The 22,463-nt window shown below is 34.0% G+C and carries 21 protein-coding genes; 11 read left to right on the forward strand and 10 right to left on the reverse strand.

Features of this window, described 5'->3' with window-relative positions; all coding sequences use genetic code 11:
* Positions 1–426 precede the first annotated feature (426 nt).
* The gene (locus AAGU22_RS01735; RefSeq protein ID WP_458720526.1) at positions 427–663 is read right to left on the reverse strand and encodes a hypothetical protein; all 237 of its coding nucleotides are present in this window, start codon (positions 661–663) and stop codon (positions 427–429) included.
* Positions 664–875: 212 nt separating this feature from the next.
* Between AAGU22_RS01735 and AAGU22_RS01740 the strand changes: the two genes are divergently transcribed.
* Positions 876–1,904, forward strand: coding sequence for a ring-cleaving dioxygenase (locus AAGU22_RS01740; RefSeq protein WP_458720527.1), 1,029 nt, complete (start codon positions 876–878; stop codon positions 1,902–1,904).
* Positions 1,905–2,704: 800 nt separating this feature from the next.
* On the opposite strand, the gene AAGU22_RS01745 is transcribed toward AAGU22_RS01740, so the two are convergent.
* From AAGU22_RS01745 to AAGU22_RS01765, 5 genes are all read right to left on the reverse strand, one after another.
* Positions 2,705–3,277, reverse strand: a complete 573-nt coding sequence (locus AAGU22_RS01745; RefSeq protein ID WP_458720528.1) for an NADPH-dependent FMN reductase — start codon at positions 3,275–3,277, stop codon at positions 2,705–2,707.
* A gap of 282 nt (positions 3,278–3,559) precedes the next feature.
* Positions 3,560–3,790, reverse strand: coding sequence for a hypothetical protein (locus AAGU22_RS01750; RefSeq protein WP_458720529.1), 231 nt, complete (start codon positions 3,788–3,790; stop codon positions 3,560–3,562).
* 388 nt (positions 3,791–4,178) lie between these two features.
* Positions 4,179–5,726, reverse strand: a complete 1,548-nt coding sequence (locus AAGU22_RS01755) for a glucose/sorbosone family PQQ-dependent dehydrogenase (protein ID WP_458720530.1) — start codon at positions 5,724–5,726, stop codon at positions 4,179–4,181.
* Positions 5,727–6,554: 828 nt separating this feature from the next.
* Positions 6,555–6,695 carry a hypothetical protein gene (locus AAGU22_RS01760; protein WP_458720531.1) on the reverse strand — a complete coding sequence of 47 codons (141 nt, stop codon included), beginning with the start codon at positions 6,693–6,695 and terminating at the stop codon, positions 6,555–6,557.
* Positions 6,696–6,874: 179 nt separating this feature from the next.
* A complete protein-coding gene (locus AAGU22_RS01765) occupies positions 6,875–7,474 on the reverse strand; it encodes a nitroreductase family protein (RefSeq protein WP_458720532.1) in 600 nt (199 codons plus the stop codon).
* A gap of 320 nt (positions 7,475–7,794) precedes the next feature.
* Between AAGU22_RS01765 and AAGU22_RS01770 the strand changes: the two genes are divergently transcribed.
* The 5 genes from AAGU22_RS01770 (at position 7,795) to AAGU22_RS01790 (ending at position 10,960) form a co-directional block, all read left to right on the forward strand.
* Positions 7,795–8,781, forward strand: coding sequence for a phosphosulfolactate synthase (locus AAGU22_RS01770; protein ID WP_458720533.1), 987 nt, complete (start codon positions 7,795–7,797; stop codon positions 8,779–8,781).
* 102 nt (positions 8,782–8,883) lie between these two features.
* Positions 8,884–9,264 carry a VOC family protein gene (locus tag AAGU22_RS01775; RefSeq protein ID WP_458720534.1) on the forward strand — a complete coding sequence of 127 codons (381 nt, stop codon included), beginning with the start codon at positions 8,884–8,886 and terminating at the stop codon, positions 9,262–9,264.
* A gap of 22 nt (positions 9,265–9,286) precedes the next feature.
* Positions 9,287–9,754: an SRPBCC family protein gene (locus AAGU22_RS01780; RefSeq protein WP_458720535.1), complete on the forward strand. Its 468-nt coding sequence runs from the start codon at positions 9,287–9,289 to the stop codon at positions 9,752–9,754.
* A gap of 80 nt (positions 9,755–9,834) precedes the next feature.
* Entirely contained in the window at positions 9,835–10,518 is a 684-nt protein-coding gene (locus AAGU22_RS01785) for a CAP domain-containing protein (protein WP_458720536.1), read from the forward strand.
* 28 nt (positions 10,519–10,546) lie between these two features.
* Positions 10,547–10,960, forward strand: coding sequence for a hypothetical protein (locus AAGU22_RS01790; protein WP_458720537.1), 414 nt, complete (start codon positions 10,547–10,549; stop codon positions 10,958–10,960).
* 216 nt (positions 10,961–11,176) lie between these two features.
* Here the strand turns inward: AAGU22_RS01790 and AAGU22_RS01795 are convergent, their stop codons facing one another.
* The gene (locus AAGU22_RS01795; protein ID WP_458720538.1) at positions 11,177–11,455 is read right to left on the reverse strand and encodes a hypothetical protein; all 279 of its coding nucleotides are present in this window, start codon (positions 11,453–11,455) and stop codon (positions 11,177–11,179) included.
* 325 nt (positions 11,456–11,780) lie between these two features.
* Here AAGU22_RS01795 and AAGU22_RS01800 point away from each other — a divergent pair, with 325 nt between their 5' ends.
* On the forward strand, positions 11,781–12,449 hold the full coding sequence (locus AAGU22_RS01800; RefSeq protein WP_458720539.1) for a uracil-DNA glycosylase: 669 nt from the start codon (positions 11,781–11,783) through the stop codon (positions 12,447–12,449).
* Between the two features lie 261 nt (positions 12,450–12,710).
* On the opposite strand, the gene AAGU22_RS01805 is transcribed toward AAGU22_RS01800, so the two are convergent.
* Positions 12,711–13,490 (reverse strand): sulfurtransferase, encoded by a 780-nt coding sequence (locus AAGU22_RS01805; protein WP_458720540.1) that lies wholly within the window; start codon positions 13,488–13,490, stop codon positions 12,711–12,713.
* Between the two features lie 140 nt (positions 13,491–13,630).
* On the opposite strand from AAGU22_RS01805, the gene AAGU22_RS01810 reads away from it, so the two are divergent.
* On the forward strand, positions 13,631–15,913 hold the full coding sequence (locus AAGU22_RS01810) for an ATP-binding protein (RefSeq protein WP_458720541.1): 2,283 nt from the start codon (positions 13,631–13,633) through the stop codon (positions 15,911–15,913).
* A 251-nt stretch (positions 15,914–16,164) separates the two neighbouring features.
* Here the strand turns inward: AAGU22_RS01810 and ahr are convergent, their stop codons facing one another.
* On the reverse strand, positions 16,165–17,175 hold the full coding sequence (ahr, locus tag AAGU22_RS01815) for an NADPH-dependent aldehyde reductase Ahr (protein WP_458720542.1): 1,011 nt from the start codon (positions 17,173–17,175) through the stop codon (positions 16,165–16,167).
* A 205-nt stretch (positions 17,176–17,380) separates the two neighbouring features.
* Between ahr and AAGU22_RS01820 the strand changes: the two genes are divergently transcribed.
* Complete coding sequence (locus tag AAGU22_RS01820) at positions 17,381–18,046, forward strand: DJ-1/PfpI family protein (RefSeq protein WP_458720543.1); 666 nt, start codon at positions 17,381–17,383, stop codon at positions 18,044–18,046.
* 267 nt (positions 18,047–18,313) lie between these two features.
* Complete coding sequence (htpX, locus tag AAGU22_RS01825) at positions 18,314–19,210, forward strand: zinc metalloprotease HtpX (RefSeq protein WP_458720544.1); 897 nt, start codon at positions 18,314–18,316, stop codon at positions 19,208–19,210.
* Positions 19,211–19,440: 230 nt separating this feature from the next.
* On the opposite strand, the gene AAGU22_RS01830 is transcribed toward htpX, so the two are convergent.
* A complete protein-coding gene (locus AAGU22_RS01830) occupies positions 19,441–21,672 on the reverse strand; it encodes a CDC48 family AAA ATPase (RefSeq protein WP_458720545.1) in 2,232 nt (743 codons plus the stop codon).
* A 578-nt stretch (positions 21,673–22,250) separates the two neighbouring features.
* Here AAGU22_RS01830 and AAGU22_RS01835 point away from each other — a divergent pair.
* A complete protein-coding gene (locus AAGU22_RS01835) occupies positions 22,251–22,409 on the forward strand; it encodes a hypothetical protein (protein WP_458720546.1) in 159 nt (52 codons plus the stop codon).
* The last annotated feature ends 54 nt before the right edge of the window (positions 22,410–22,463 follow it).

Genomic DNA, 22,463 nt, shown 5'->3' on the forward strand with positions numbered 1-22,463 from the left:
TACCATTCTTCTTAATGAATATAATGCATTTTTTACGGATATAATAAATTGTTATAGTAACCAAAGAGGAAGAAACTAATTGTCTAACCATTACACTTTATAGAATCGAAATTATCCTGCTTTTATTAATTATGACTCTTTTTTAAATATTCCAATTAACAAGATTTATTTACTGACCTGTCATTTTGTTTATTCCAAAGAATAGTTATTTATCATTATTCCTCATTAAAACAAGTTAATACCTTTTCTCAAATGGATCAGCAAACGACATTGGAGAAATATCATCAATCAAAACCATTGTAGTATTGAAATAAATTAAGTTGATAAGATATGAGTTGATTGACAGACGAAGCAATTAAGAGATTGGGATATTCAAAACATGTTAAAAATCGGACTCGATTAAGATAATATTAAAATTTAATAAACTCAATAACTTTCTGAAAGGAATTGGACTCGTAATATATCTATTACTAAACCCACCGGATCGGTATAATCTGCATTTGGAAAGTCGGATCTAAAGTGAGCACCTTTAGATTCATGTTGCATCAATGCGTTCCTTATTATGACCCAACAAACAATTAAGAAGATTTTACTTTCTAAAGTTAATGCAATATTTTCAATACGGCTTTGAAATTCCTTCACAAGGCTGTCTTTAGTACACAATTCTTTTTTTATGGGTATTGAACCAGCAATTAGTAATCAATAAACTTCTTTATCAATATCCTCTAATAATCCTCATAAAAGTAGAAAAGTAATACGCCACAAAGAATATTTTGAATTATTGGTAAAACCAATTCAAGCTTGAATATCACACAAATTATCATAGCTGGACTTGTTTATATTCATGGAATGGATATTAAGTATGAGAATGCTTTATGGGTTCAGAAAAGTTTGATCAAGGTGTACTGGGAATACACCATGTTACGGCCATTGCGCGTGATCCTCAGAAGAATATTGACTTTTATACAGGTATTTTGGGATTAAGATTAGTAAAGATTACAGTAAATTTTGATGATCCTACAAACTATCACTTGTATTATGGTGATGAGTTAGGTAGGCCCGGAAGCATTATTACATTTTTTCCGTTGGAATATGTACAACAAGGATGGAGAGGTACGGGACAGGTTGATACGATATCATTTACGATTCCCGAAAATGCAATAGAATATTGGATTGCCAGATTTAAAGATAAAGGAATATCTCATAGAGGGCCTGCAATACGATTTAACAGTGAGCAAATCATAACATTTGTTGATCATGATGGATTAAAACTAGAGCTGGTGGCCAATAAAGAAGCAGAAAATAGAAAAATAAATACATGGAATGGGGGTCCCATATCAATAGAGCACGCTATTAGGGGTTTACATTCAATTACTCTTACTCTAGAAGGATATGAAAAAACAGTTTCCCTTTTAACCCAAACACTTGGATTTTCTAGAATACAAAATGAAGGTAATAGAGTTCGTTTTCAGATTGATGATACTGTTAGAGGAGAAAAAGTTCAAACTACAGTTAATTCTGCTCCTTCAATTGTGGATATAATATGTCACCCGTATAGCCATCGAGGAACAAGTGGTCCGGGAACTGTTCATCACGTTGCATGGCGAACACCTACAAACGAAAATCAAGCCGAAATACGTAATCGAATAGTTAAATTTGGATTGAATGTTACCCCTGTTATTGATAGGGTCTACTTTAATTCTATTTATTTTCGAGAACCAGGAGATGTATTATTTGAAATAGCTACCGATACGCCTGGCTTTCTAGTCGACCAAGAATCTGCGGAGTTGGGAAATAAACTTGTATTACCAAAATGGTTGGAACCTAAAAGGATTTACCTTCAAAAGACATTGCCTTCACTTAAGATACCTTCTAATGAAAACATTGGCCCTGAAACGAAATAAAATGAAAACTAATAAAAATATCAAATTGAATACTGAATACTGAATATTTATATTAAAATAGCAGTCAATATTTTTTCGAATGTTTAAAATAGTATGGTTGATAAGCAAATGATCAACAATTTTGTTTTAAGTTCAATTGCAATTCGCAACCAGTTAAATTCATACTAACAGGTAATTTAATTAATGTATAGTCTAATATGTATTTTGAGAATTCATCTTCATTGGCTTTCCCTTGAGATTTGTACACTTTAATCTAGTCCCAAATAAGATAGAGAGATTATTCCTTCGTGTGGAAAACCTGAAGAGATGATAAAGTTTGGAAAAACTGTGATAGTCTTTTAGATGGAACCTGGTTGACTATCAAAGAAATTGCTATAATCCTTTTATTCGAAAAGGTGAATCTTACTTTCGGTAAATATAACATTCGTAGAGTTATAATTTACCCTCTTGACTCGTTACCAGACTGACTTCCTCCTAAATATTTTAACCTATTTTCTAAATCTGTTCCCATAGGATACATTTTGTCATTATTCGTATACTCATAAAGATACACCTGAAAAGTTTTACAATTGGGGCAATATTGATAATATAACCTATGCCATAATTTTGTATCTTCATTAGATTCAGGGTTATTATGCCTTAATTGAGGGTGGAAGTGTTCTTTACAATTCTGGCATTGCATGGTAGTATTAGTTGGTAATATTATTAAACCGTTATGTGCGTTGCGGGATTCAATGATGACCTGCTAAATCGATATGAAATTGAGTTTGAATTACTCTATTACTTTAATTATGCTTATACTAACTTGAGCGAAGGGACTTCATAGCGCCCGCCCAAGCAACCAACTCATCTAGCAGAGTGTTAATCGATTTCTCGTGAATATGATGGGGTTTAAATATTGAAAAGTTTTCAAAATCCGTATATAGAGATAATTGCACTTGAGCTCGAACAGTTGCAATTTTAACCTCTGCCATAACCAAACGCAATTGTTCGACTGCACGTACACCTCCAGCGCTACCATAACTAACAAATCCCGCGACTTTGTTGTTCCATTCTTTAAAGAGAAAATCAATAGCATTTTTTAATGCACCGGGGATTCCATGGTTATATTCTGGTGTCACAAACACATATGCATCGAAAGAGTCGATTTTTGCAGACCAAATCTTGGTATGCTCCTTAGAATACTGACCCATAGAAGGTGGAATCGGTTCATCCAGTAATGGGAGACTATAGTTTTTAATATCCACCAGCTCATATTCGGCGTCCCCTCGACTCTTGACTATCTCATATACCCATCGACTTACCGCTTCACCTTTACGTCCAGGCCTAGTACTGCCAATAACGATGGCAATCTTTAGTCTTTGGTCATTCATATAGCAGTTAAACCGCTGCATCAATTATAGTTTATGGATGAATTTATGATAATCTAATCCAATCATAAATGTTGAATTATATATTCATGTATATGACCTGTTTCTTACAAAAAGACCTATCAATTGTGATTTAGAATATCAAACTAAATAATCTGTTATATACGTAAATTAGATAATGAAAAATATTGAATTGGTCATTCGAAGATTTTGTATATAGGGTATGGATAGAATCTACTGTTACCTAAGATATTTCAAAAAATACAATTTATGGATGCTAAAGGATTATAGTTTTTGGTTATATCTATATTCAAGATACGAAAGTTCTTTATCAGTTGTAATGAATTGTAAATTGATTTCTGTAAATTGTAACATACGATTATCTACTATGTAGGCTAATGTTCTGTTAATTTGACTTTTAGAGAGATAAGTTAAAGATTCAAAAATTTTTGATTTTGTGATGCCTTCTTTAGAGATTTCTAATATCTTTACGATTAAATCTTCTTTAAGAGACAATAACAACTAGACACAATCACGACTAAAATATGTAACTAAAGGGAAATGAATGAATAACCTGCCTATCTAATTTCGATTGCACATAATTACACAAGTCCATATTCTAAATCAATATTAATTCTATCAATGATTCATTCAGTTGGTGAATGGCAGAATCAGATTAAAAAAACTTAAAATTCAAATAATCAAAAGAGAATCGGTATTCCCAGTCATCTCGTATTAGACCACCTTATTACCATCTATCTTCCATTTATGAGGGATTATCAAATTCTTAATACAAGTTTAATCCAACCTTTATCTTCCCGCCGAAAGAACGTTTATTTTTTATGATGTCCAGTTTATGGTTTTATTATAGGAAAAGGGTTGGAAGGGGTTAAAGGTATTGCGCCTACTTTAAAGTCGAGTTGCCTCCTCCCACATAATTGAATGCTATAAGCGCACCAGGGCTCCACAAAGTTGTGGTAGGTATGATGGGACCGTCTTTCATAGCTTGCACAGGGCCTGCCGGATCCGTAATTACATAAACGGTACTACCATCAGGGCTAAACGCAATATCTCGATAACGGTTCTCTGAGCGGAAAAGCTCTTGAGGTTTACCTTTGACTGCTGTGCCGTTGTCGTCCAGTGTTATTTTGATGATCTTTCCTCCCTTCAATGTAGTCATTAACAAGTTATTCTCCCACCCTGGAATAGTATCAGATGTATAAAGACGCAAGCTTGATGGTGCAACGGTTGGATAACACGTAGAGGTCATCTCTCCGCATGACTTACCTGCCTCTGTAAAGTTAAAGCCTTTATCTACCGTGTAAAACGTTTGAATTGGAGGGACGAAATTTGTTGCATTGAATTCACTTTCATTTTTTACAGTCACCCCAACAGGTGCAGGTGCTACATCGTTAAACTTTAATTCTGGACAATTCTTTGCAGCAGACCAGTTATAGTACTGATACGCTTTGTCGTCAATATAGCCTGAGACATAAGGCCATCCATAGTTTCCACCTGCTACAAGACGGTTTATTTCGTCATCAGAATTATCGCCATGCTCTGAAATATAAATATCGCCAGTAGGTCCAACTGCTATACCTTGAGCATTACGATGACCATATGTGTAGATGTGGCTTTGGACTCCATTAATAACAGGATTGTCTTCAGGAATTGAGCCATCTGGATTCATACGAAGTACTTTACCTTCGTATGTACTCCAGTTCTTGGCTGCCACCTCTTCAGCCGTTGGAAGGTGTTGTGCCATGTTGTTCAAGCAGGCCAAAGCTAGTTGGTTTTTGCCCTGATCTCCTATGGTATAGTATAGCATGCCATCAGGTCCGAATGTCATACGTCCAGAGTTATGATCACTACTTCCTGATAAACCACTAATTATGTCTAGTGGCTCGCTAATATTGTTTGAGGATGGATCGTATGTAAATCGAGTAATTTTGGTTTTGAGCTCAGGTACTCCTTCACCTTGACTACCCAAATTGCCCTCATAAGTGTAGGCAACGTAAATATAATGTGTGCTATTGAAGTTTGGGTCAAATGCCATTCCCAATACACCATCCTGACCTTTAGATTGGTTAGCGTTTGGGATAGGCGTAGTGCTAAGCTTGCTACCATTAGTTGGATCTACTCGTACAATGTCCTTTCCTACTCGTTCTGTGATCCAGAGCTTATCGTCAGGACCATATAGAAGGTTTAGAGGAGCGCTAAGATTTCTTGCTATCACATTCACTGAGAAACCCTGTTCATTCAAAAGTTGTTCACGAGCTTGTTGTTGTGTTGGTGTTAAGGTTTCATTATTTGCTAAAGGAAATGGATCTTCTCCCTGTGCCAATACTGTTTGGACAATATTGGTGGCAGTAGTAGTAGTATTAATAGAAAACCCACTAAACATGGCTGGAACTACTGACAAAATTATTAGTCCAAACAATGTTACTGTCACAATATAACGTGTTGAGTTAAATTTTGAATTTTTATGGATAAACATTACAAAAAGGTTTGTCATAAAATTATATAAAGATCTATACTTAATTCTTGATATTTTTTGAATCATCATATTAAAATACAAATCTGAACAAATAAACTCATTTTTTATGTAGAATCTCTAACTATTATATAACTTCTATGGAGATATAAGTAATACTATGATTCAAAATATTAAGGATTATCAAATAAAAAACCTGGTTAAATATCTTGAAAAAACATTATTGTTTGAAAATGCTGCAATAGAAACATTGTCAACCTGAATCAATGAAATCGTTACGCATGGAATAAGTCAAAGGATGATCCTAAAACACACATATAAAAAAAATAGATTTGAATAAATAATTTTAAAACTGGATGATAAAACCTTCCATTATTCTAGTTTAAATTTGTAGCAGCGTATCCAATACGACTCGCATACTAAAAAATAGTTTTCAAAACTCCTCAAAGTCGTTAGACGATAATAAAAATATACATTGATGATATCAACCTTCAAGTAAAATAAAATTAAGTTTAATAAAATACTTTTCTCCTTTTACTCCTTAACTACTTTACCAATACTTGATTTTTTCAACACAAAAAGTACTGTAAATCTTATGAAGATTAGATCTTAAAGTCAGAATCTTTATAATCTATTCTTTCGGGTAGTATTTCAAAAGAGGGTTTGAGTTTTTCAACCAAACCAGATAACAGGTGATTTTCAGATTGATAGAACTTATCCATATCTCCTTAGGTTCCCAAAAAGTGAGCACAACAAGTTCAGAAGGGTCTTCTAAACTATCCATTACTATAAACCTATAATTTTACTTTCTTGTGTTTCAATTCCTTTGAAAAACTCCAAAATTCCGTTGGTACTATCGTCTCTTTTACCCCGTTTTACCATAACTTTATTGTATTTTACATATTGCATTATCGTTTTGTTATTCAAACTTCAAAATAACTTTAGCTTAGATTTACTACAGTTTATCATATATGCTACCTTGACAAGAGTTGGTTAGAGACAACACAATTGTTTATAATTCTTGTAGTTTGAACAATTTTTTTATGATTAGTATTACCATGAAGTTCGATTGAACAATTATTCTATCTTTTCTTTCAGAACTATTTCTATGATATATTCTTAAAACGTCCCTCCATGATAATCTCTTTTAGTGACTTTCTATCATTAGGGTGTTCGACCTGTTGTAACTTTGGAGGTAATTTTTCGATAGGTCCTCTCTTACCTATTGCGATCATTGCCATGACGTCAAAATTATCGGGAATATTCAGATTCTGTCTAGCTTTTTGATAGTCAAATCCTTGCATTCCATGTGCCACAATTCCTCTAATTGACGCCTCCAAAGCCAGATTCTCCCAAGCAGCACCTGCATCAAATTGATGAGTTATTGAGGGTTTTTCATTATATTCAAAGTTCTTTCTTGATATTATTACTACCAAGACTCCGGCATCTTTAGCCCAGATCCTGTTACCCTCATTTAATAAATCTAAAAATTTGGACCATTCACTACCCGTTCTTTTAGAATAGATAAATCTCCAAGGTTGATTATTAAAGGAAGAAGGAGCCCATCTTGCAGCCTCAAAAAGACTCATCAAATCATCATCGTTTATTTCTTCTCCTGTCATAGACCGAGGAGACCACCGGTTAACAAAAATGGAATTGATATTATGATCAGCTCTTCTCATATTTTCTGATTTTGTATTAGACATGAATAGCCATAAGAAAAGTATTATAAAAACTATAGACTGATTTGGTTATTATTAAATAGAAAAGAAAAAGAAGAATATTTAACATTCGCAATTTTTGGTTGAGAATGTAAGATATAACAGATTAGAATTTGCAAAACAAAATTTGTTAGGTTTTATGATTAAATAAATCATAATCATCATGTAGAATAAGCACAAAATGAGTACTTTGAAATGTCAGATTAAGAGAAATAGTAATGAAAAGTAGCCTAACTTTCGAAAATAATAAATTACACGAATCTGACTGGGTATAATTCAATATACCTCTTTTCTTATTGATACTTATGCTCGACCATTTATCTACCAAAAGGATTGATTGGCAGAAACCGAGGAAAGAAGGAATTACTTATATCGTAGATAAATTTCAAGGATTTGATAGTGCGAATTTCAGAATAATTTCTCCGCTAATAGACATTGTAAAAATTTATGGTCCACTGCCCCTCTTGATTTCAAACGATCAACTTATGGAACGGATAAATTTCTACCATGAACATGACATATTGGTTTCCGTTGGGAGTACACTCACAGAATATGCTCTGTTAGAAAAATCATTTGATAAATACATTGAAGATGCCTCAAAGCTGGGGTTTGACATCATTGAAGTAGGTGAAAATAATATTGAATTATCTCTAGAAAAAAAGAAACAGATTGCAGCTAAATTAAAGTCCAAAGACTTGGTGGCACTATGGAAAGTAGGAAAGAAAGATCCAAGAAGGCAACTTTCGTTTGATCAATCAATTACTAAAATTAATGAGGCAATAGAAGTGGGTTCAGAAAAAATTCTCCTTGAAGGTAATCTGGGATATGCCGTAGGCATATACGACGAAAAAGGGAATATTAAATGGAATATAGTTGGTGCAGTAACGTCGAAAATATCTCCAAATAAGATCATATTTGAAACTCCTTTGGAAATTCAACAGTCAGCAATGATCGCTGAATTCGGTCAAAGGGTGAATCTTGCTGAAACAAATTTGGAGAACGTAATATCCATTGAATCACAAAGAAAGGGATTCTTATCCCGATCTAGTTATGGAATTTCCAGCATGAAAAAAATAGCCAAAGGCAGTCCAGCTACAAAGTTCATTTATTATATCATTCGAACTCGAAATTCTATGGAACAAAGCGAATTAATTAATATTACTAATTTACCCCGTAGAACCGTTCAAACAGGGTTGGAGGAACTAAAAGAACAAGGGCTAATTGTTGAAAAATCTAACCTAGATGACGTAAGAAAGAAGATATATCATATAGTAAAAGATGAATGGATATGAAATTAGGACAATCGATCAACATATCTATATACAAGATTTCCAATTTCGATGGAAAATAAAACATTAAAAGGAAAGCGGGATGAATGTGAATTAATTAGATAAATGGTGATAACTGGAATTGCTTCAACATCTGTATTTGTAAAAGATCAGCAGGAGTCTTTGACCTTTTGGGTTGAAAAGGTAGGCTTTGAAATTATATGTGATTTGGAATTGGAATCAAACTTCAGATGGGTGGAGATTGCCCCAAGATCATCGACTTCCTCGATTAATCTATATCCAAAATCATTAATTTCTAAAAAAGATCTAAAACCCATGCCCGTGATAATTTTTAGGACCGATGATATTCATGGTACATTTAATAATTTAAAATCGAAAGGAGTTACTTTTTCTCGTAATCCTTTAAAGTCTATTCTAGGAATTCATGCGATGTTTAAAGATGTCGATGGGAATGACTTTCTAATTCTAGAAAAACATAAAAATTGACTTATCTGGTGATGAATTAAAAATGAAATCTTTTGAACAATCATTCAAGGTCAATTGTAGCATTAATAAAGTTTGGAAGTTCTATACTGATATCAAGCATCTAGAAATAATTACACCACCCAACCTGAACTTAAAAATTATTGAAACCTCCGATAAACAAATTATCAAAGGCCTCAGAATGACCATATCAGGCAGGTTATTCCTTTATAACAGCAAATGGAATTCAATAATATCTTTGGTTGATATATCTAGGCATATGTATATTGATGAAATGGTAAAAGGACCATTCAAAAAATGGAAACATGTACATCTATTTTCAGAAATTGAAGAAAATCAAACAGTTATTACAGACAAGATTGAATTCGAATTGCCTTTTTTCTTTTTAGGAAAATTAATGGAAGGTTATGTAGAAAATAATTTAAAGAAAATTTTTGAATTTAGGAAAATTAAAACTGTACGCTATTTATCGAATAAATATGCAGGTGAGTAGGCATTATTTCCAATAGGCAAGATAGATAAACTACTAGTAAATATGATCAAAATAGGGAAAAATTAGGAAGATTTTACTGCATGAATAATACAAAAAATAAAAATATTATTTTTTATGAAAATTCATTGTATATGCCTAGTAAATACCAACCATTGTTAGTTGGTTCCTTTTTGATTTTTACTTTACTTATTGCTAATGTGTCTATATCATACGCGTCAAATCCCATCTCTACGATTAACTATAATGATTCCTCAGGTACTATTCAGGCATTAAAGAATTTTGCTTTATCCAAGATAAATGAGGATCGTGCAAAACATGCTCTTTCGCCATTAGTACAAAGTAATAACACAGCTGCCCAAATTCACGCAAATGAGTTATTACAAACTAAGACCATATCTCACATGAGCCTGGATGGGTTTAAACCCTACATGTTATATTCATTGTATAATGGTACTGGCTATGTTCAGCAAAACATAGGGCAAATAAGTTATGTACTTTCAAACAATGGTCAAAATTACTACAAAGCATCTGATTTATGTTATGATTTCAAGCGGTATTACTGTCCGGTACTTGATCAATACAAAGCAATTAATGATTTGGAATACTCCATGATGAATAATGATGAGGCTTGTTGCAACAATGGACACAAGAATAATATTTTAAACAAGTTTCATACCCATGTGAGCATTGGCATTGCATTTAACAAATATTATTTTGTCATGGTACAGAATTTTGAAAATCACTATCTAAGCTCCGATTCTTAAAATCCTAAAAAATAATGAAGATATAATATTGGAAGCTAAAATCAATGATCAAAACAAATTTAATTTTGTCATAAATCATGTTTCGTTCTTCTTAGACGAATTTCCAACCAAACTGAATTATGAAAAAAATAGAGACAAGAATAGTTATGATTTTGGAGATCTTAAATTAATGATATCTAAACCCTTACCATCAGACTTGCAATATATTCAGGAAAAAAAAGATGATTCCTACAAGATAATTGAAGCAAAAAAGTGGGACTTGAGTAAGAATAATATTGACTTGGAATTTCAACTTCCAGATACTCTAAACACAAAAAACAAAATCTTGACCATGGTTGTTTATGCTCAGAACCTTGAAGATAATCCCGAAGCTAATCAAGATGAAAACTATCTTAATCCTGAATATGTTCCTTTAACATCATACACTTTTTTTAACTATTAGGATTCAAAAAAAGCATTGGTACCAGACAACTGATTTATTGTTTACCATATTTCAATAATTAATTTTTACAAAAACATACACCACGCTTCTTCTTACTCTCCTTTTCATTGGTTTCGAATTGAAAGGGTGTTGAATTTTATACTTTAAATCTAGATTTGATTTTTGATACTAAGATAGATCCAGACTCCAAGATACTATTTTAAAAATGTTTAGGAATTAAGATTTGCCAAACTTGTGTATGGACAAAATCCCTGATAATAATCCTGTAAGTCTTAGCAAAACAACCTGATCGAATATTTCTTTAGTAAGGTCTTGTAACTTTTCATCTTCATGTACATTAAAGTCTTTTTCATAGCTTCGTTCTATCCATTGTAGTACTTTCTTATCCAAATCAGCAACGTCCTTATCTCCAATTGTCGAGATCACATTGCCTTCGATCAACTGTCTTATAAATTCAGTAACTGTCCAGTATTGGAATTCAATTAGTGGATGCATACTAGGTATAATAAATTTTGATATTTAACACTTCTGTTTTATACTCTGATTTTTACTTTGACTTGTATTTGGAAATATGAGAAATCTAATTTGAAAAACCGGATTCAAATTGTAAATTCCTTTAAGAATTTTCATCTTTTTACCCAATTTGTCAATAAATAAATTGAGTCAATGCCGGTTGATTTAATTTTCCGGTAATAGTAAGGTATTTAACATCATTATTGTAGATACATTAGGAATGGATCTATCCTCAAATCAAAATTAAAGAACTATATTGAATATTAATTCTTACTAAAATGAAAAAAGGGGGACGGATGAACTATATTTGTCATTAGATAAAGTTAATGAACAAATCACTTTATGCAGCCAGTGTCCGCGTCTACTGCAATATATTCGTAAAGTTGGAGACTATAGGCCGCAAAGATATAGTGGTTATACATATTGGGCAAAACCTGTACCGTCCTTCGGTGATCCTAAAGCGAGATTATTGATAATTGGTTTAGCACCAGCAGCCAATGGTGGTAACAGAACAGGAAGGATGTTTACAGGAGATAGCTCCGGGGAATGGTTGATGAAAGCATTGTTTGAAACTGGTTTTGCTAATAGCCCCCACAGTGTATCTGTTGATGATGGGTTGCTCCTATCCGACACATACGTTACCTCTATAGTTAAGTGTGCTCCTCCAACGAACAAACCTACTAATTCTGAAATTTCTAATTGTTCACGATTTTTAAGAAGCGAATTAAATCTGTTAAAAAATAGTGTAGTCGTAGTCATAACTTTAGGCAAAATGGCTTTTGATACGTATTGCAAATTGAATGATATGAGGGGATTGTACTTCAAACACAATAGTGTTTACCAAATAGATTCTACTAAGACTCTGATCGTTTCGTATCATCCAAGCAGGAGAAATACCAATACTGGGACTTTAACATGGCCTATGTGGATTCAAATATTTGAAAAGGCGAAATCGATTATTGAGACCAAGTTATAGGAACACATCTAGTCATCAATAACATATATTTTAATTATTGACCCGATAATTGTCAAACTCGATAGCAACTTTATATCTGTATAAATCTTTGAATGGACTAAAATGACAAACAAATAATAAATTCCAGGTAACCGTGAATCCTTAATTTACCTATTTATTAACCCCTCAAGACATTTTCCAAAGTATTTACTTATTTGATTACTTTGGTGAGTATCAAAAGGCTTATAATTATCAAGATCCAATTCAAAATACATATAATTTTTATCCTAAAGGATATTTACGCTTGACCCAATCTATGATGGACCCATCGTACAGTCTTACATTGGCAAAACCTGCTTGTTTTAGTTGCAAATATGTATGTGCAGCTCGAATTCCAGAGTGACAATAGCATATTATTTGTTTGTCCTGGGTGATACCTATTCTTTCGAAATCTTTTTTTAACACTTCAACATCCTTAATCATTTTACCACTGTCTCCTATTCCCTCATCATAATTGTGCAGGATTGAGCCTGGAATTCTCGCGTATAAATGCTCTTGGGGGGTGCGTGCATCTATGATGATAGTTTCAGGCTTGTCTTTCTCTTCAAAAATGATCTGTGCATCCGCTCTCTCAGTAGCTTTAATATGCGCAATAAATCCTCTGTCTGGTTTTGTCGCTGTATTATTTGATCTAAAGTCTTTTGTAACGGGGTATCCACTTTGTAACCAGTTTTCAAAACCAATATCTAGAATCTTTACATTCCTGTGACCAAAATAAATAAGTGTCCAAACAATTCTTGCGAGTGAAGGATCTGGGTATTCACCATACACGATAACTACTTTGGTGTCATCAATACCCATGTCAGTAAATATTTGTTCTGCGGCTTGGGGCGTAATTACCAGATGAGCCCCATTTTCATCGGTTGATATCACCTTTTCCACACCCATCGGCATAGCATTCTTAATATGACTGAATCTAAAGGGCATAATTCCCCTGGAATCAATTATTATCAAATTTTCATCGTCTAAATGTAAAGCCAACCAACTGGCGTCTATTATCATATTCATTTACAAAAAATCATGTATATTTGGGTGAACGTGTTATATTTCTTTAATGCCTAAATTTTCTAAAATCTTGATATGATTTTTGTGCGGTATACAAATAGGTTTTATATACGTACTTACTAATTTTTCGTATATCCATGGCCTCAGGTAAATATGATGAAAAGTCATTACCTCCTCATGGTTTTCATCTGCATAAAAATACGCAGATATTATATGGAGCTGAAAATGCGGTAGGAAAAGGCGTAGAATTTATGAAAAATGTTAAACATAAGATGGATATTACATTTGATCATAGAGCTCCTTCGATAGTTATTGAAATCCCACAGTACTACAATGGCTACGGGGATATTCTAAAAAGGGGAGGAAAAATTAGATGTATAACCGAAATTACAAAAGAAAATCTACAATATTGCGAAGAATTAGTGAAAACTGTTACTGAATTAAGACATATGGATGGTCTTAAAGGCGGAATTGCTATAAATGAAACTGAGTACATGGCTACTACAGTCCTTCAAGAAGCACAGCCATTAACTGAGGTAATTTATAGCAATGTCGACGAAGTTGTTGCTCAGGGGCAATTTATTTTTGATACTTTATGGAAAAATGCTACAGTTGCTCAAAAGAAGATCAAAGAATTAAAAGAAGGGATCAAATCTTATGAAACAAAATTAATTACAGAATCTAGTGATTCATTAATAGAAACTGAGTTTGGGCGAGTAGTATGGAATTCTTCTGAAATTAATGTTTGTACATCTATTGACGGTTTAAGGATTAACAAAAATTATCTTGTAGAATCCATAATAAATGCATTAACAAATGAGGGGAAAAATACACACAAACGAATAAGAATTCTAGTTGAGATCACTAGAGACAATTTAGAGATAGTAAAAGAATTACTAGATTTAGGAATACAGATTAGACATATCAAAGATATATCTTCTATCGATTATACTGTCACTAATTCGGATCTTATTATAGCAGTTAAGAGAACGGAAAGAAATGATCCTAACAATAGTATTTTATATAGTAATGATCCCTCATATTTAGATCATTTCTCAAATGTATTTGAAGAGCTGTGGAAGAGTAGCAAGGATCCAGAAAGAGTCATAAAATCATTAGAAGAGGAAACTGAATTATCTTTTATAGAAACGATCGATGATCCTGAGGAGTCAGTGAAATTAGTTCGTACTTTGATATCATCTGCTAAATATGAGATTTTAGCTATTCTTCCCAATTTTAATTCATTTTTAAGACAGGTCGAATCGGGAATGATGGAGTTTATGAAGAATATCTCTATATCAAGAAAGAATATGAATATCAGAATCCTTATCGTAGAGGAAACTGATAATGAAATACAGCACAAGATTTTGACAATATTTGACAAATTTAATGGAAAGATTCCCGGCATTTCTAACTCTGACGAGATCCCGCTGGAATTTAAATTCAAGGGTGTTGAGAATTTCAAATTGAAAATTTTAAACAGCAGGTTATTTACCGAGATAGGATTCTTAATTGTTGATAAGAATAAATCATTGATAATAGAATCAAAAAACATACCTGCGATTGATATGATTGAGTCTATCGGACTTTCATCATATTCAAATAGTCCCAGGGTTTCTAAATCATATGCGTCTATATTTGAAGCTCTTTGGAATCAAGCTGAAATATACGATAAATTAAAAGTACAAGACAGACTACAAAAAGAATTTATTAATATTGCTGCACATGAACTTAGAAATCCGGTGCAATCATTGTTAGGATATTCAGATATCTTGATGAATACCCGAGGAAATATCGACAACTATAGCAACTTTATAGTTACTATAAATCAAAGCACAAAGAGGCTCGCACGGTTAATTGATAAAGTATTGGATGTTACGCAACTAGAAAATGAATTATTGATACTGCATAAAGAAAATTTCAGTTTAGAGAAACTTGTAATAGAAATTGTAAGAGAATATAATAGTAATATACATCTCTTAAATAAAAATCAATTAGAAATCAGGTACGATTCCAGACTCAATGATTGCAATAGTACTAATTCTGAAAGCAGAAGAAATTTTGGATATGTGTTTGCGGATAGAACACGAATTATTCAGGTAATAGTAAACATCTTAGAAAATGCAGTTGAATTTACAGACAGTGGGACAATCACTCTGCGGTTAAGTGAGAACAAGACAACCAGTGAGATTTTATTGACTATTAGTGATTCTGGTCGCGGGATAGATCCAGAAATTCTACCTAATCTATTCACCAAGTTCGTATCAAGATCACGCAAAGGAACCGGATTAGGATTGTACATTTCAAAAAAAATAATTGAGTCACATGAGGGAAAGATATGGGCTGAAAATTGTTACGATGGAAATAACAAGATTGAAGGATCAAAGTTTACACTGACCTTACCATCAAAAGGCAATTAAGAACTTTATAATTATATCGTTATCAGGAAATCATGGATAACTAATTAGAAATCCTGTTCCTATTGTACTTTACTAGAGCCAAATCTTGGATATTTCGCCAAGGAATCAAATGAATTAACACAAATGATAGGACTTAATATTTTTGATCTATTATTGTTTAAATAAATCTACCAAAAAGTAAGAGGGTGAGTTAAACTTTGGTTGGGATAGAATAATAATGCCCTCAAAAATGAGATTTGTTTCATAATTGACTAGGTCAGATCATTCCTCAATATTATACGATATCTTGCTTTCCCTGCCTCTAGATGTTCTAGGGCTTCATTCACTTTGGACAAGGGGTATTCCTCAACTAGTGGCATGATCTGGTTTCGTGTACAAAAATTGAGCATACTCAAGATAACCGCAGGACCTCCAGTTGGGGAGGCTCCTATTGATCTTTCATGAGAAATCAAAGGAGACATCGTAGCCCTTACCTGAGGGACGGCTCCAACTATATGCAGTCTTCCTCCTGGGGCAAGAGTATTGATATAGGCATCCCAATCTATCTCGACATTTGCAGTTACAAGAATCATCTTAAATTTATTTGCTAATGAATTCAGATTTTTCGTATTATTTGAATTTATAAAGTGATGTGCCCCAAATTTCCTAGCTTCTTTCTCTTTTTTAGGATTAGTAGAGAAAGCTGTAACTTCACATCCCCACGCATTGAGAAAAAGGAGAGCCATATGGCCAAGTCCTCCTATTCCTACTACTGCGACATGATCTGTAGCTTTGATCCCATTTTGAATGATGGGACTAAATACTGTGATACCGCCACAAAAGAGTGGACCTGCTGTTTTAATGTCTAGGTTATCTGGTAGTGGAAAAGCCCATAAGGCTTGACAGCGGACCTTATTTCCAAATCCACCATGTCTACCCACAATTACATCTTCTCCAGTTAAACATCGGTTATGATAACCACTCAAACATTGTTCACAGGTCTGACATGAACGAGATCTCCATCCAACTCCAACTCGTTGACCTGTTTTTAGATGAGTTACCATTTTTCCAACGGATGAAATTTTTCCAATTATTTCATGTCCTGGGACAAATGGATATTTGGTGATCCCCCATTCATTCTTGAGCATGTGCAAATCGCTATGGCAGATTCCACAATACTCGATGTCTATGTCAACTTCATCAGGCTTGAGTGGTCCCAGCTCATATTCAAAAGGCTTTAATTTTGATCCTGATTTAGTTGCAGCAAAGGCTTGGACTTTCATGATAGTAGTTGGCATATATTGTATAAATAAATAATCGTTTGCCTATTTGAAAGTGGCTTTGCATCATCATAAAAATTAAAATTTTGGAAATTGCTTGGTATAATGACATTTACACGTCTTAAATACCGATATCATGTCCTAAAACATCTTTTAATAATTATTCAAGTCTAAAACTTGCTAATTCAATGAAATCTTAAAATCTATAGTGAAAAATAAAGGTGATATTATTATATATTTAGATATGTTATCCACCACGGAGAAAAAAATTTCTAGTATTAAGACTGTAGGAATTTTGATATTTAACGATGTAGAAGTTTTGGATGTTGCTGGTCCATTTGAAGTTTTTTCGATGACACGTCTTGATGAAAACAAGAGATATGAAACCGCATCACCTTTTCGAGTCGTGCTGTTATCGGAAACAAAAACACCTATCATTGCAATCGGAGGATTAAAGCTCCTTCCAGATTTTACTTTTGATGATTGTCCAAATTTAGATTTATTCATCGTACCCGGCGGATGGGGCACACGTAGAGAGGTAAATAATCTTGTATTGCTCCAAAAGATATCAAAACTATCTGCAAAATCTACTTTGACAGCATCAGTTTGTACGGGTTCAAGTCTAATTGGTAGGGCGGGACTTTTGGATGGAAAAAAGGCTACTACTCATTGGAGAACATTTAATTTTCTACATGACTCTGCACCCAAAGCTCAAATACAACAAGATGTGATTTTTACTGTTGATGGAACTATATTTACTTCTGCAGGGGTTGCTTCAGGCATAGGGTTATCTTTATTCCTTGTCAGTCATTTTTTTGGAGCACATGTTGGCAAAGAGACTGCGCGGTTCCTTGAATTTCCATATCCTGAGTAGTTTAGAGAGAAGAGGGTCATCAAAAAATATCCTAAAGGATCATCACCAAGTGAGATTCTAGATTTTCTAGAGGCGAACTCATATAATCATGATCAAATTTTTTAACAATCTCAAGCCGTTTTGTTATTTTAAGTTATATGACTATTTTCATTTATCTACAAAGTTCTAGAATTTCTAACACTATTTTTTACATTTTCTTATGGGGTGAAGCAAAGGAACAAAAAATATCATGATTAAATAGCAAATCATCCAAATATAGTTAGGAAAATGGAGAGTTCTTGGAGGAAAAGGGATACTGGGATAACAATAAGAATAATTATTTGCTTGGGCATATTGGCCTTTTTGTACATTGTTTTTATCACGGTTTTGGCTTATTTTGGCCTGGGTTTTTTTCCAATAGTAGTAATTTCGGCAGTTTTTATTTTGGGTCAGTGGTTTTTTTCTGATAGAATAGTTCTTTGGAGTACTGGAGCAAAAATAGTTACCAAGGAACAATATGTAAGTTTGCACTCTATGGTGGAAAATATAGTGTCTAATAATAATTTGCCCAAGCCCAAGATTGCTGTAGTAAACAACCGAATCCCTAATGCGTTTGCCACAGGAAAAGGTCATCGCAGTTCTGTGGTTGCTGTTACTACAGGATTATTAGAAATATTAGATCAGGATGAATTAGAGGGAGTTTTAGCACACGAATTAACACACATAAAAAATCGAGATGTAATGGTAATAACACTCGCTAGTTTGTTTTCAACCATAGCATGGCAAATGATGCAATTCGGATTTTTTGGAGGAATATATGGTGCAGGAAGGGATCGCAATAATGGAAGCTCTATGATAATCATAATTGTTGTTTCATTAGTAACTTGGATAGTGAGTTTTCTAATAATTAGGGCCATCTCGCGTTATAGAGAATATTCTGCAGATAGAGGTGCGGCTCAAATGACCCGAAAGCCTGTCAGCTTGGCTAACGCATTGTTGAAAATTAGTGGAACTATGCATAAAGTGCCAGCAAAGGAATTAAAACACATAGAGGGCTACAATGCCTTTTTCATAATTCCTGCAATTTCAGGTGACACTCTTACGCAACTTTTTTCAACTCATCCACCAATCGAAAAGAGAGTTCAAAAATTGTTAGACATGGAGTCATCTATGCGTCGATATTAATGCTCATAAAAGGTAGGTATTAATCTAAGATGAATCAATTTTTGAATTTGTCTTCGATTTATTCATTTGACCATATAGATAAGGTCATGAATTGTACTTGATGACTATAGTGAAAATAATGATTGATGTATCTTGTTGCCTTTAACTTCCAACCTTGGTTAGGGCTTTTCAGTCAAACGATATTAGGATTACAAATAAGAATAAAGTGTTCTTTTATTAAATTCGGTGGACTATAATTCCACTTTCCCGAATTTGTTTGCCACATTCTTATACATATCTATTTCCTGTTTTGACAATGGTCTTATTTTTTTCATGGCATCTTCAAAATGCTTCATATTTATTCTTAATTCCTTTGCTTGTTTCTCTGCCTCCTTGGAATCTGGATATTTTGTTATATGTTCTCTTAATGCCAACATGACTGCTGCAGATGATAACGAAGCGATATCAGCTCCTGTATATCCATCAGTTTTATCAGCTAAATCTTCAATATTGACATCTTCAGCCAACGGCTTCTTTTTTGTATGAATCTTGATAATTTGAAGTCTGGATTCCCGATCAGGTGGGGGTACATATAGAATTCTATCAAATCTCCCTGGCCTTAATAATGCTGGGTCTATTATATCGGGTCTATTGGTGGCTCCAATTACTACTACATTCGTTAGTATTTCGAGGCCGTCCATCTCGGTCAGAAATTGACTGATTACTCTCTCTGTTACATGGGAATCTCCATGATCTCCGCCTCTAGTTGGAGCTATGGCATCCAGCTCATCAAAGAAAATTATACATGGCGCAGCTTGTCTAGCTTTCCTGAATATCTCTCGTACTCCTTTTTCTGATTCTCCTACCCATTTGCTAAGCAGTTCTGGGCCCTTAATACTTATGAAATTTGCTTCACTTTCATTTGCTGCTGCTTTTGCCATTAATGTTTTCCCTGTTCCAGGTGGACCGTATAACAAAATTCCTTTTGGAGGGGTGGCATCTGCATAGGTAAAAACTCCCAAATATTTTAATGGCCATTCGACAGCTTCCTGAAGCTCCTGTTTTATGGTGGAAAGTCCACCTATATCATCCCATTTTATATCCGGTATTTCTACAAACACCTCTCTCATGGCTGAGGGTTCTGTTTCCTTAATTACTTCCATAAAATCCTGCATTCTAACTATAATCTTTCTTAAAGTATCAAGTGGGATGCTTTCGCTAGAGAGATTCATATCGGGTAGAACTCTTCTAAGGGCGCGCATGGCTGCCTCCTTCGCAAGTGCCTGTAAATCAGCTCCAACAAAACCATGGGAAATATCAGCTAGTCTTTGTAAATCAACATCCTTATCGAGTGGCATTCCTCTTGTGTGTATTTGCAATACCTCCAACCGCCCATCCCTGTTGGGAACTCCAATTTCAATTTCCCTATCAAAACGACCTGGTCTCCTTAATGCAGGATCAATGGCATCTACTCTATTTGTAGCGGCTATTACCACTACTTTACCCCTTGATTTCATCCCATCCATTAAGGATAACAGTTGAGCAACAATCCTTCTTTCGACTTCACCGGTAACTTCCTCCCGTTTTGGCGCTATTGAGTCAATTTCGTCGATGAATATTATAGAAGGTGCATTCTTTTCCGCCTCTTGAAATACATTTCGAAGTCTTTCTTCAGATTCGCCGTGGTACTTACTCATTATTTCTGGTCCTCCAATTGTAAAGAAATTGGAATTTGTTTCGTTCGCTACGGCTTTTGCCAATAATGTTTTCCCTGTTCCAGGTGGACCGTGTAACAGCACCCCCTTTGGCGCTTCTACACCTAATCTCTTAAACAATTCTGGATGTCTTAGAGGGAGCTCTATCATTTCTCTAACCCTTGCTACCGCATCTCCCAATCCTCCTATATCCTCATATGTGATTGATGCAGTCGTACCTTCTTGGGAGATCTGAACAGCTTTTGAAGACTCTTCCGAAACTACTATCTCAGTCGTATCACTAATTATGACTGGGCCTGATGGATGTGTAGAGATCACAACCAGATCTATTCTTCTACCCATTACATTGATAGGGACTGTATCACCTTTAGTCATCAAAGTTCCATTTAGATATTCTGCGAGATATTCTTCTGCACCCATTATTCGCAAGGGTTCAGTAGGAGCAAATGTTATATCTTTTGCTATTTTTGATTCTACAACTTTGATTTCTACTAAGTCATTGACACCGACATCCAACCTATTTCGGATAAATCCGTCCATACGGATCAACCCTTTGCCTCTATCACTCTCCTTAGCTGGCCAGCTTAAAACGGTAGTCTTCCTACCAATAGATGATAGTTCTAGCGCATCACCGCTAACAATGTTTAACGACTCTGCAATATCGGGATCTACGCGAGCTATTTTTCGTCCAACATCTCTTTGTTCTGCTTCAGCTACCTTCAATGTAGCGGTTTTTGACGATTTGGTGTCATCAACCTTTGCTGTCATACTAATCTGGTATATGATTCATACTAGTATTAATAGTGAATTATTTTTGGCAACATTTTTAGTCCCTAAAGTAAAAGTCTATGCAACCTTTTTCAAAAAATTTTCGTACTCAAATTTCTAAATTTTTTTAATTTCTTAAAATTTTCACAAAATTTTCCAAACTTAAATACTACGTACGTTCGAAAATATCTTAGTCTTTACTAGGTCAATCTACGATAGTTCGATCAAAACACAAACAAGAAAAACAACATAATAACAGGATATAAAAATTTCAATTCTATTACAATTCGACTAAGACTGGCTAGAGAGGACATTTCAGTATATAAAAAAAAGACAGGACCAAAGAAAAATTTGACGATTATATTCCATGTAGAATGAAAAATTATCAAAACATGTACAAACCTGGATGAATCGATTTACATATCAAAATAATTGGGGAGATATGTCATTAAGATGTCTCACTAGTAGGTATGGAAAAGAATAAGTAATAGCTATCTTTAGGTAACCTGTATTGCTGGCAAAAATCACTGTGCTTCCTTTATTCTTGCTTTTCTTTTCTTTTCTTTTCTCCGGTAATCTTGGGACAAACAAATGAGACAAAAACCACCTTTCAAGATCCGCGTACAGGAATTACTCTTCAGTATCCATCGGATTGGAAGGTAACTGATAAAGAATACGCTGATGCGATCTTTGGAGATATGGATGGTGTGGATAATGGGTTGAATCAAAGATCCTAAACTTGTTGAACCTATTTTTGTTACTCCCAGAATCTCTGGATGGATCTTCATTTT

The sequence above is a fragment of the Candidatus Nitrosocosmicus sp. R genome (assembly GCF_054408505.1).

Coding starts and splice junctions, on each gene's coding strand:
- AAGU22_RS01740 (WP_458720527.1), top strand. CDS start 876: ATGGGTTCAGAAAAGTTTGATCAAGGTGTACTGGGAATACACCATGTT.
- AAGU22_RS01745 (WP_458720528.1), bottom strand. CDS start 3,277: ATGAATGACCAAAGACTAAAGATTGCCATCGTTATTGGCAGTACTAGG.
- AAGU22_RS01765 (WP_458720532.1), bottom strand. CDS start 7,474: ATGTCTAATACAAAATCAGAAAATATGAGAAGAGCTGATCATAATATC.
- AAGU22_RS01770 (WP_458720533.1), top strand. CDS start 7,795: ATGCTCGACCATTTATCTACCAAAAGGATTGATTGGCAGAAACCGAGG.
- AAGU22_RS01775 (WP_458720534.1), top strand. CDS start 8,884: ATGGTGATAACTGGAATTGCTTCAACATCTGTATTTGTAAAAGATCAG.
- AAGU22_RS01780 (WP_458720535.1), top strand. CDS start 9,287: ATGAAATCTTTTGAACAATCATTCAAGGTCAATTGTAGCATTAATAAA.
- AAGU22_RS01785 (WP_458720536.1), top strand. CDS start 9,835: ATGAATAATACAAAAAATAAAAATATTATTTTTTATGAAAATTCATTG.
- AAGU22_RS01795 (WP_458720538.1), bottom strand. CDS start 11,455: ATGCATCCACTAATTGAATTCCAATACTGGACAGTTACTGAATTTATA.
- AAGU22_RS01805 (WP_458720540.1), bottom strand. CDS start 13,490: ATGATAATAGACGCCAGTTGGTTGGCTTTACATTTAGACGATGAAAAT.
- AAGU22_RS01810 (WP_458720541.1), top strand. CDS start 13,631: ATGGCCTCAGGTAAATATGATGAAAAGTCATTACCTCCTCATGGTTTT.
- ahr (WP_458720542.1), bottom strand. CDS start 17,175: ATGAAAGTCCAAGCCTTTGCTGCAACTAAATCAGGATCAAAATTAAAG.
- htpX (WP_458720544.1), top strand. CDS start 18,314: ATGGAGAGTTCTTGGAGGAAAAGGGATACTGGGATAACAATAAGAATA.
- AAGU22_RS01830 (WP_458720545.1), bottom strand. CDS start 21,672: ATGACAGCAAAGGTTGATGACACCAAATCGTCAAAAACCGCTACATTG.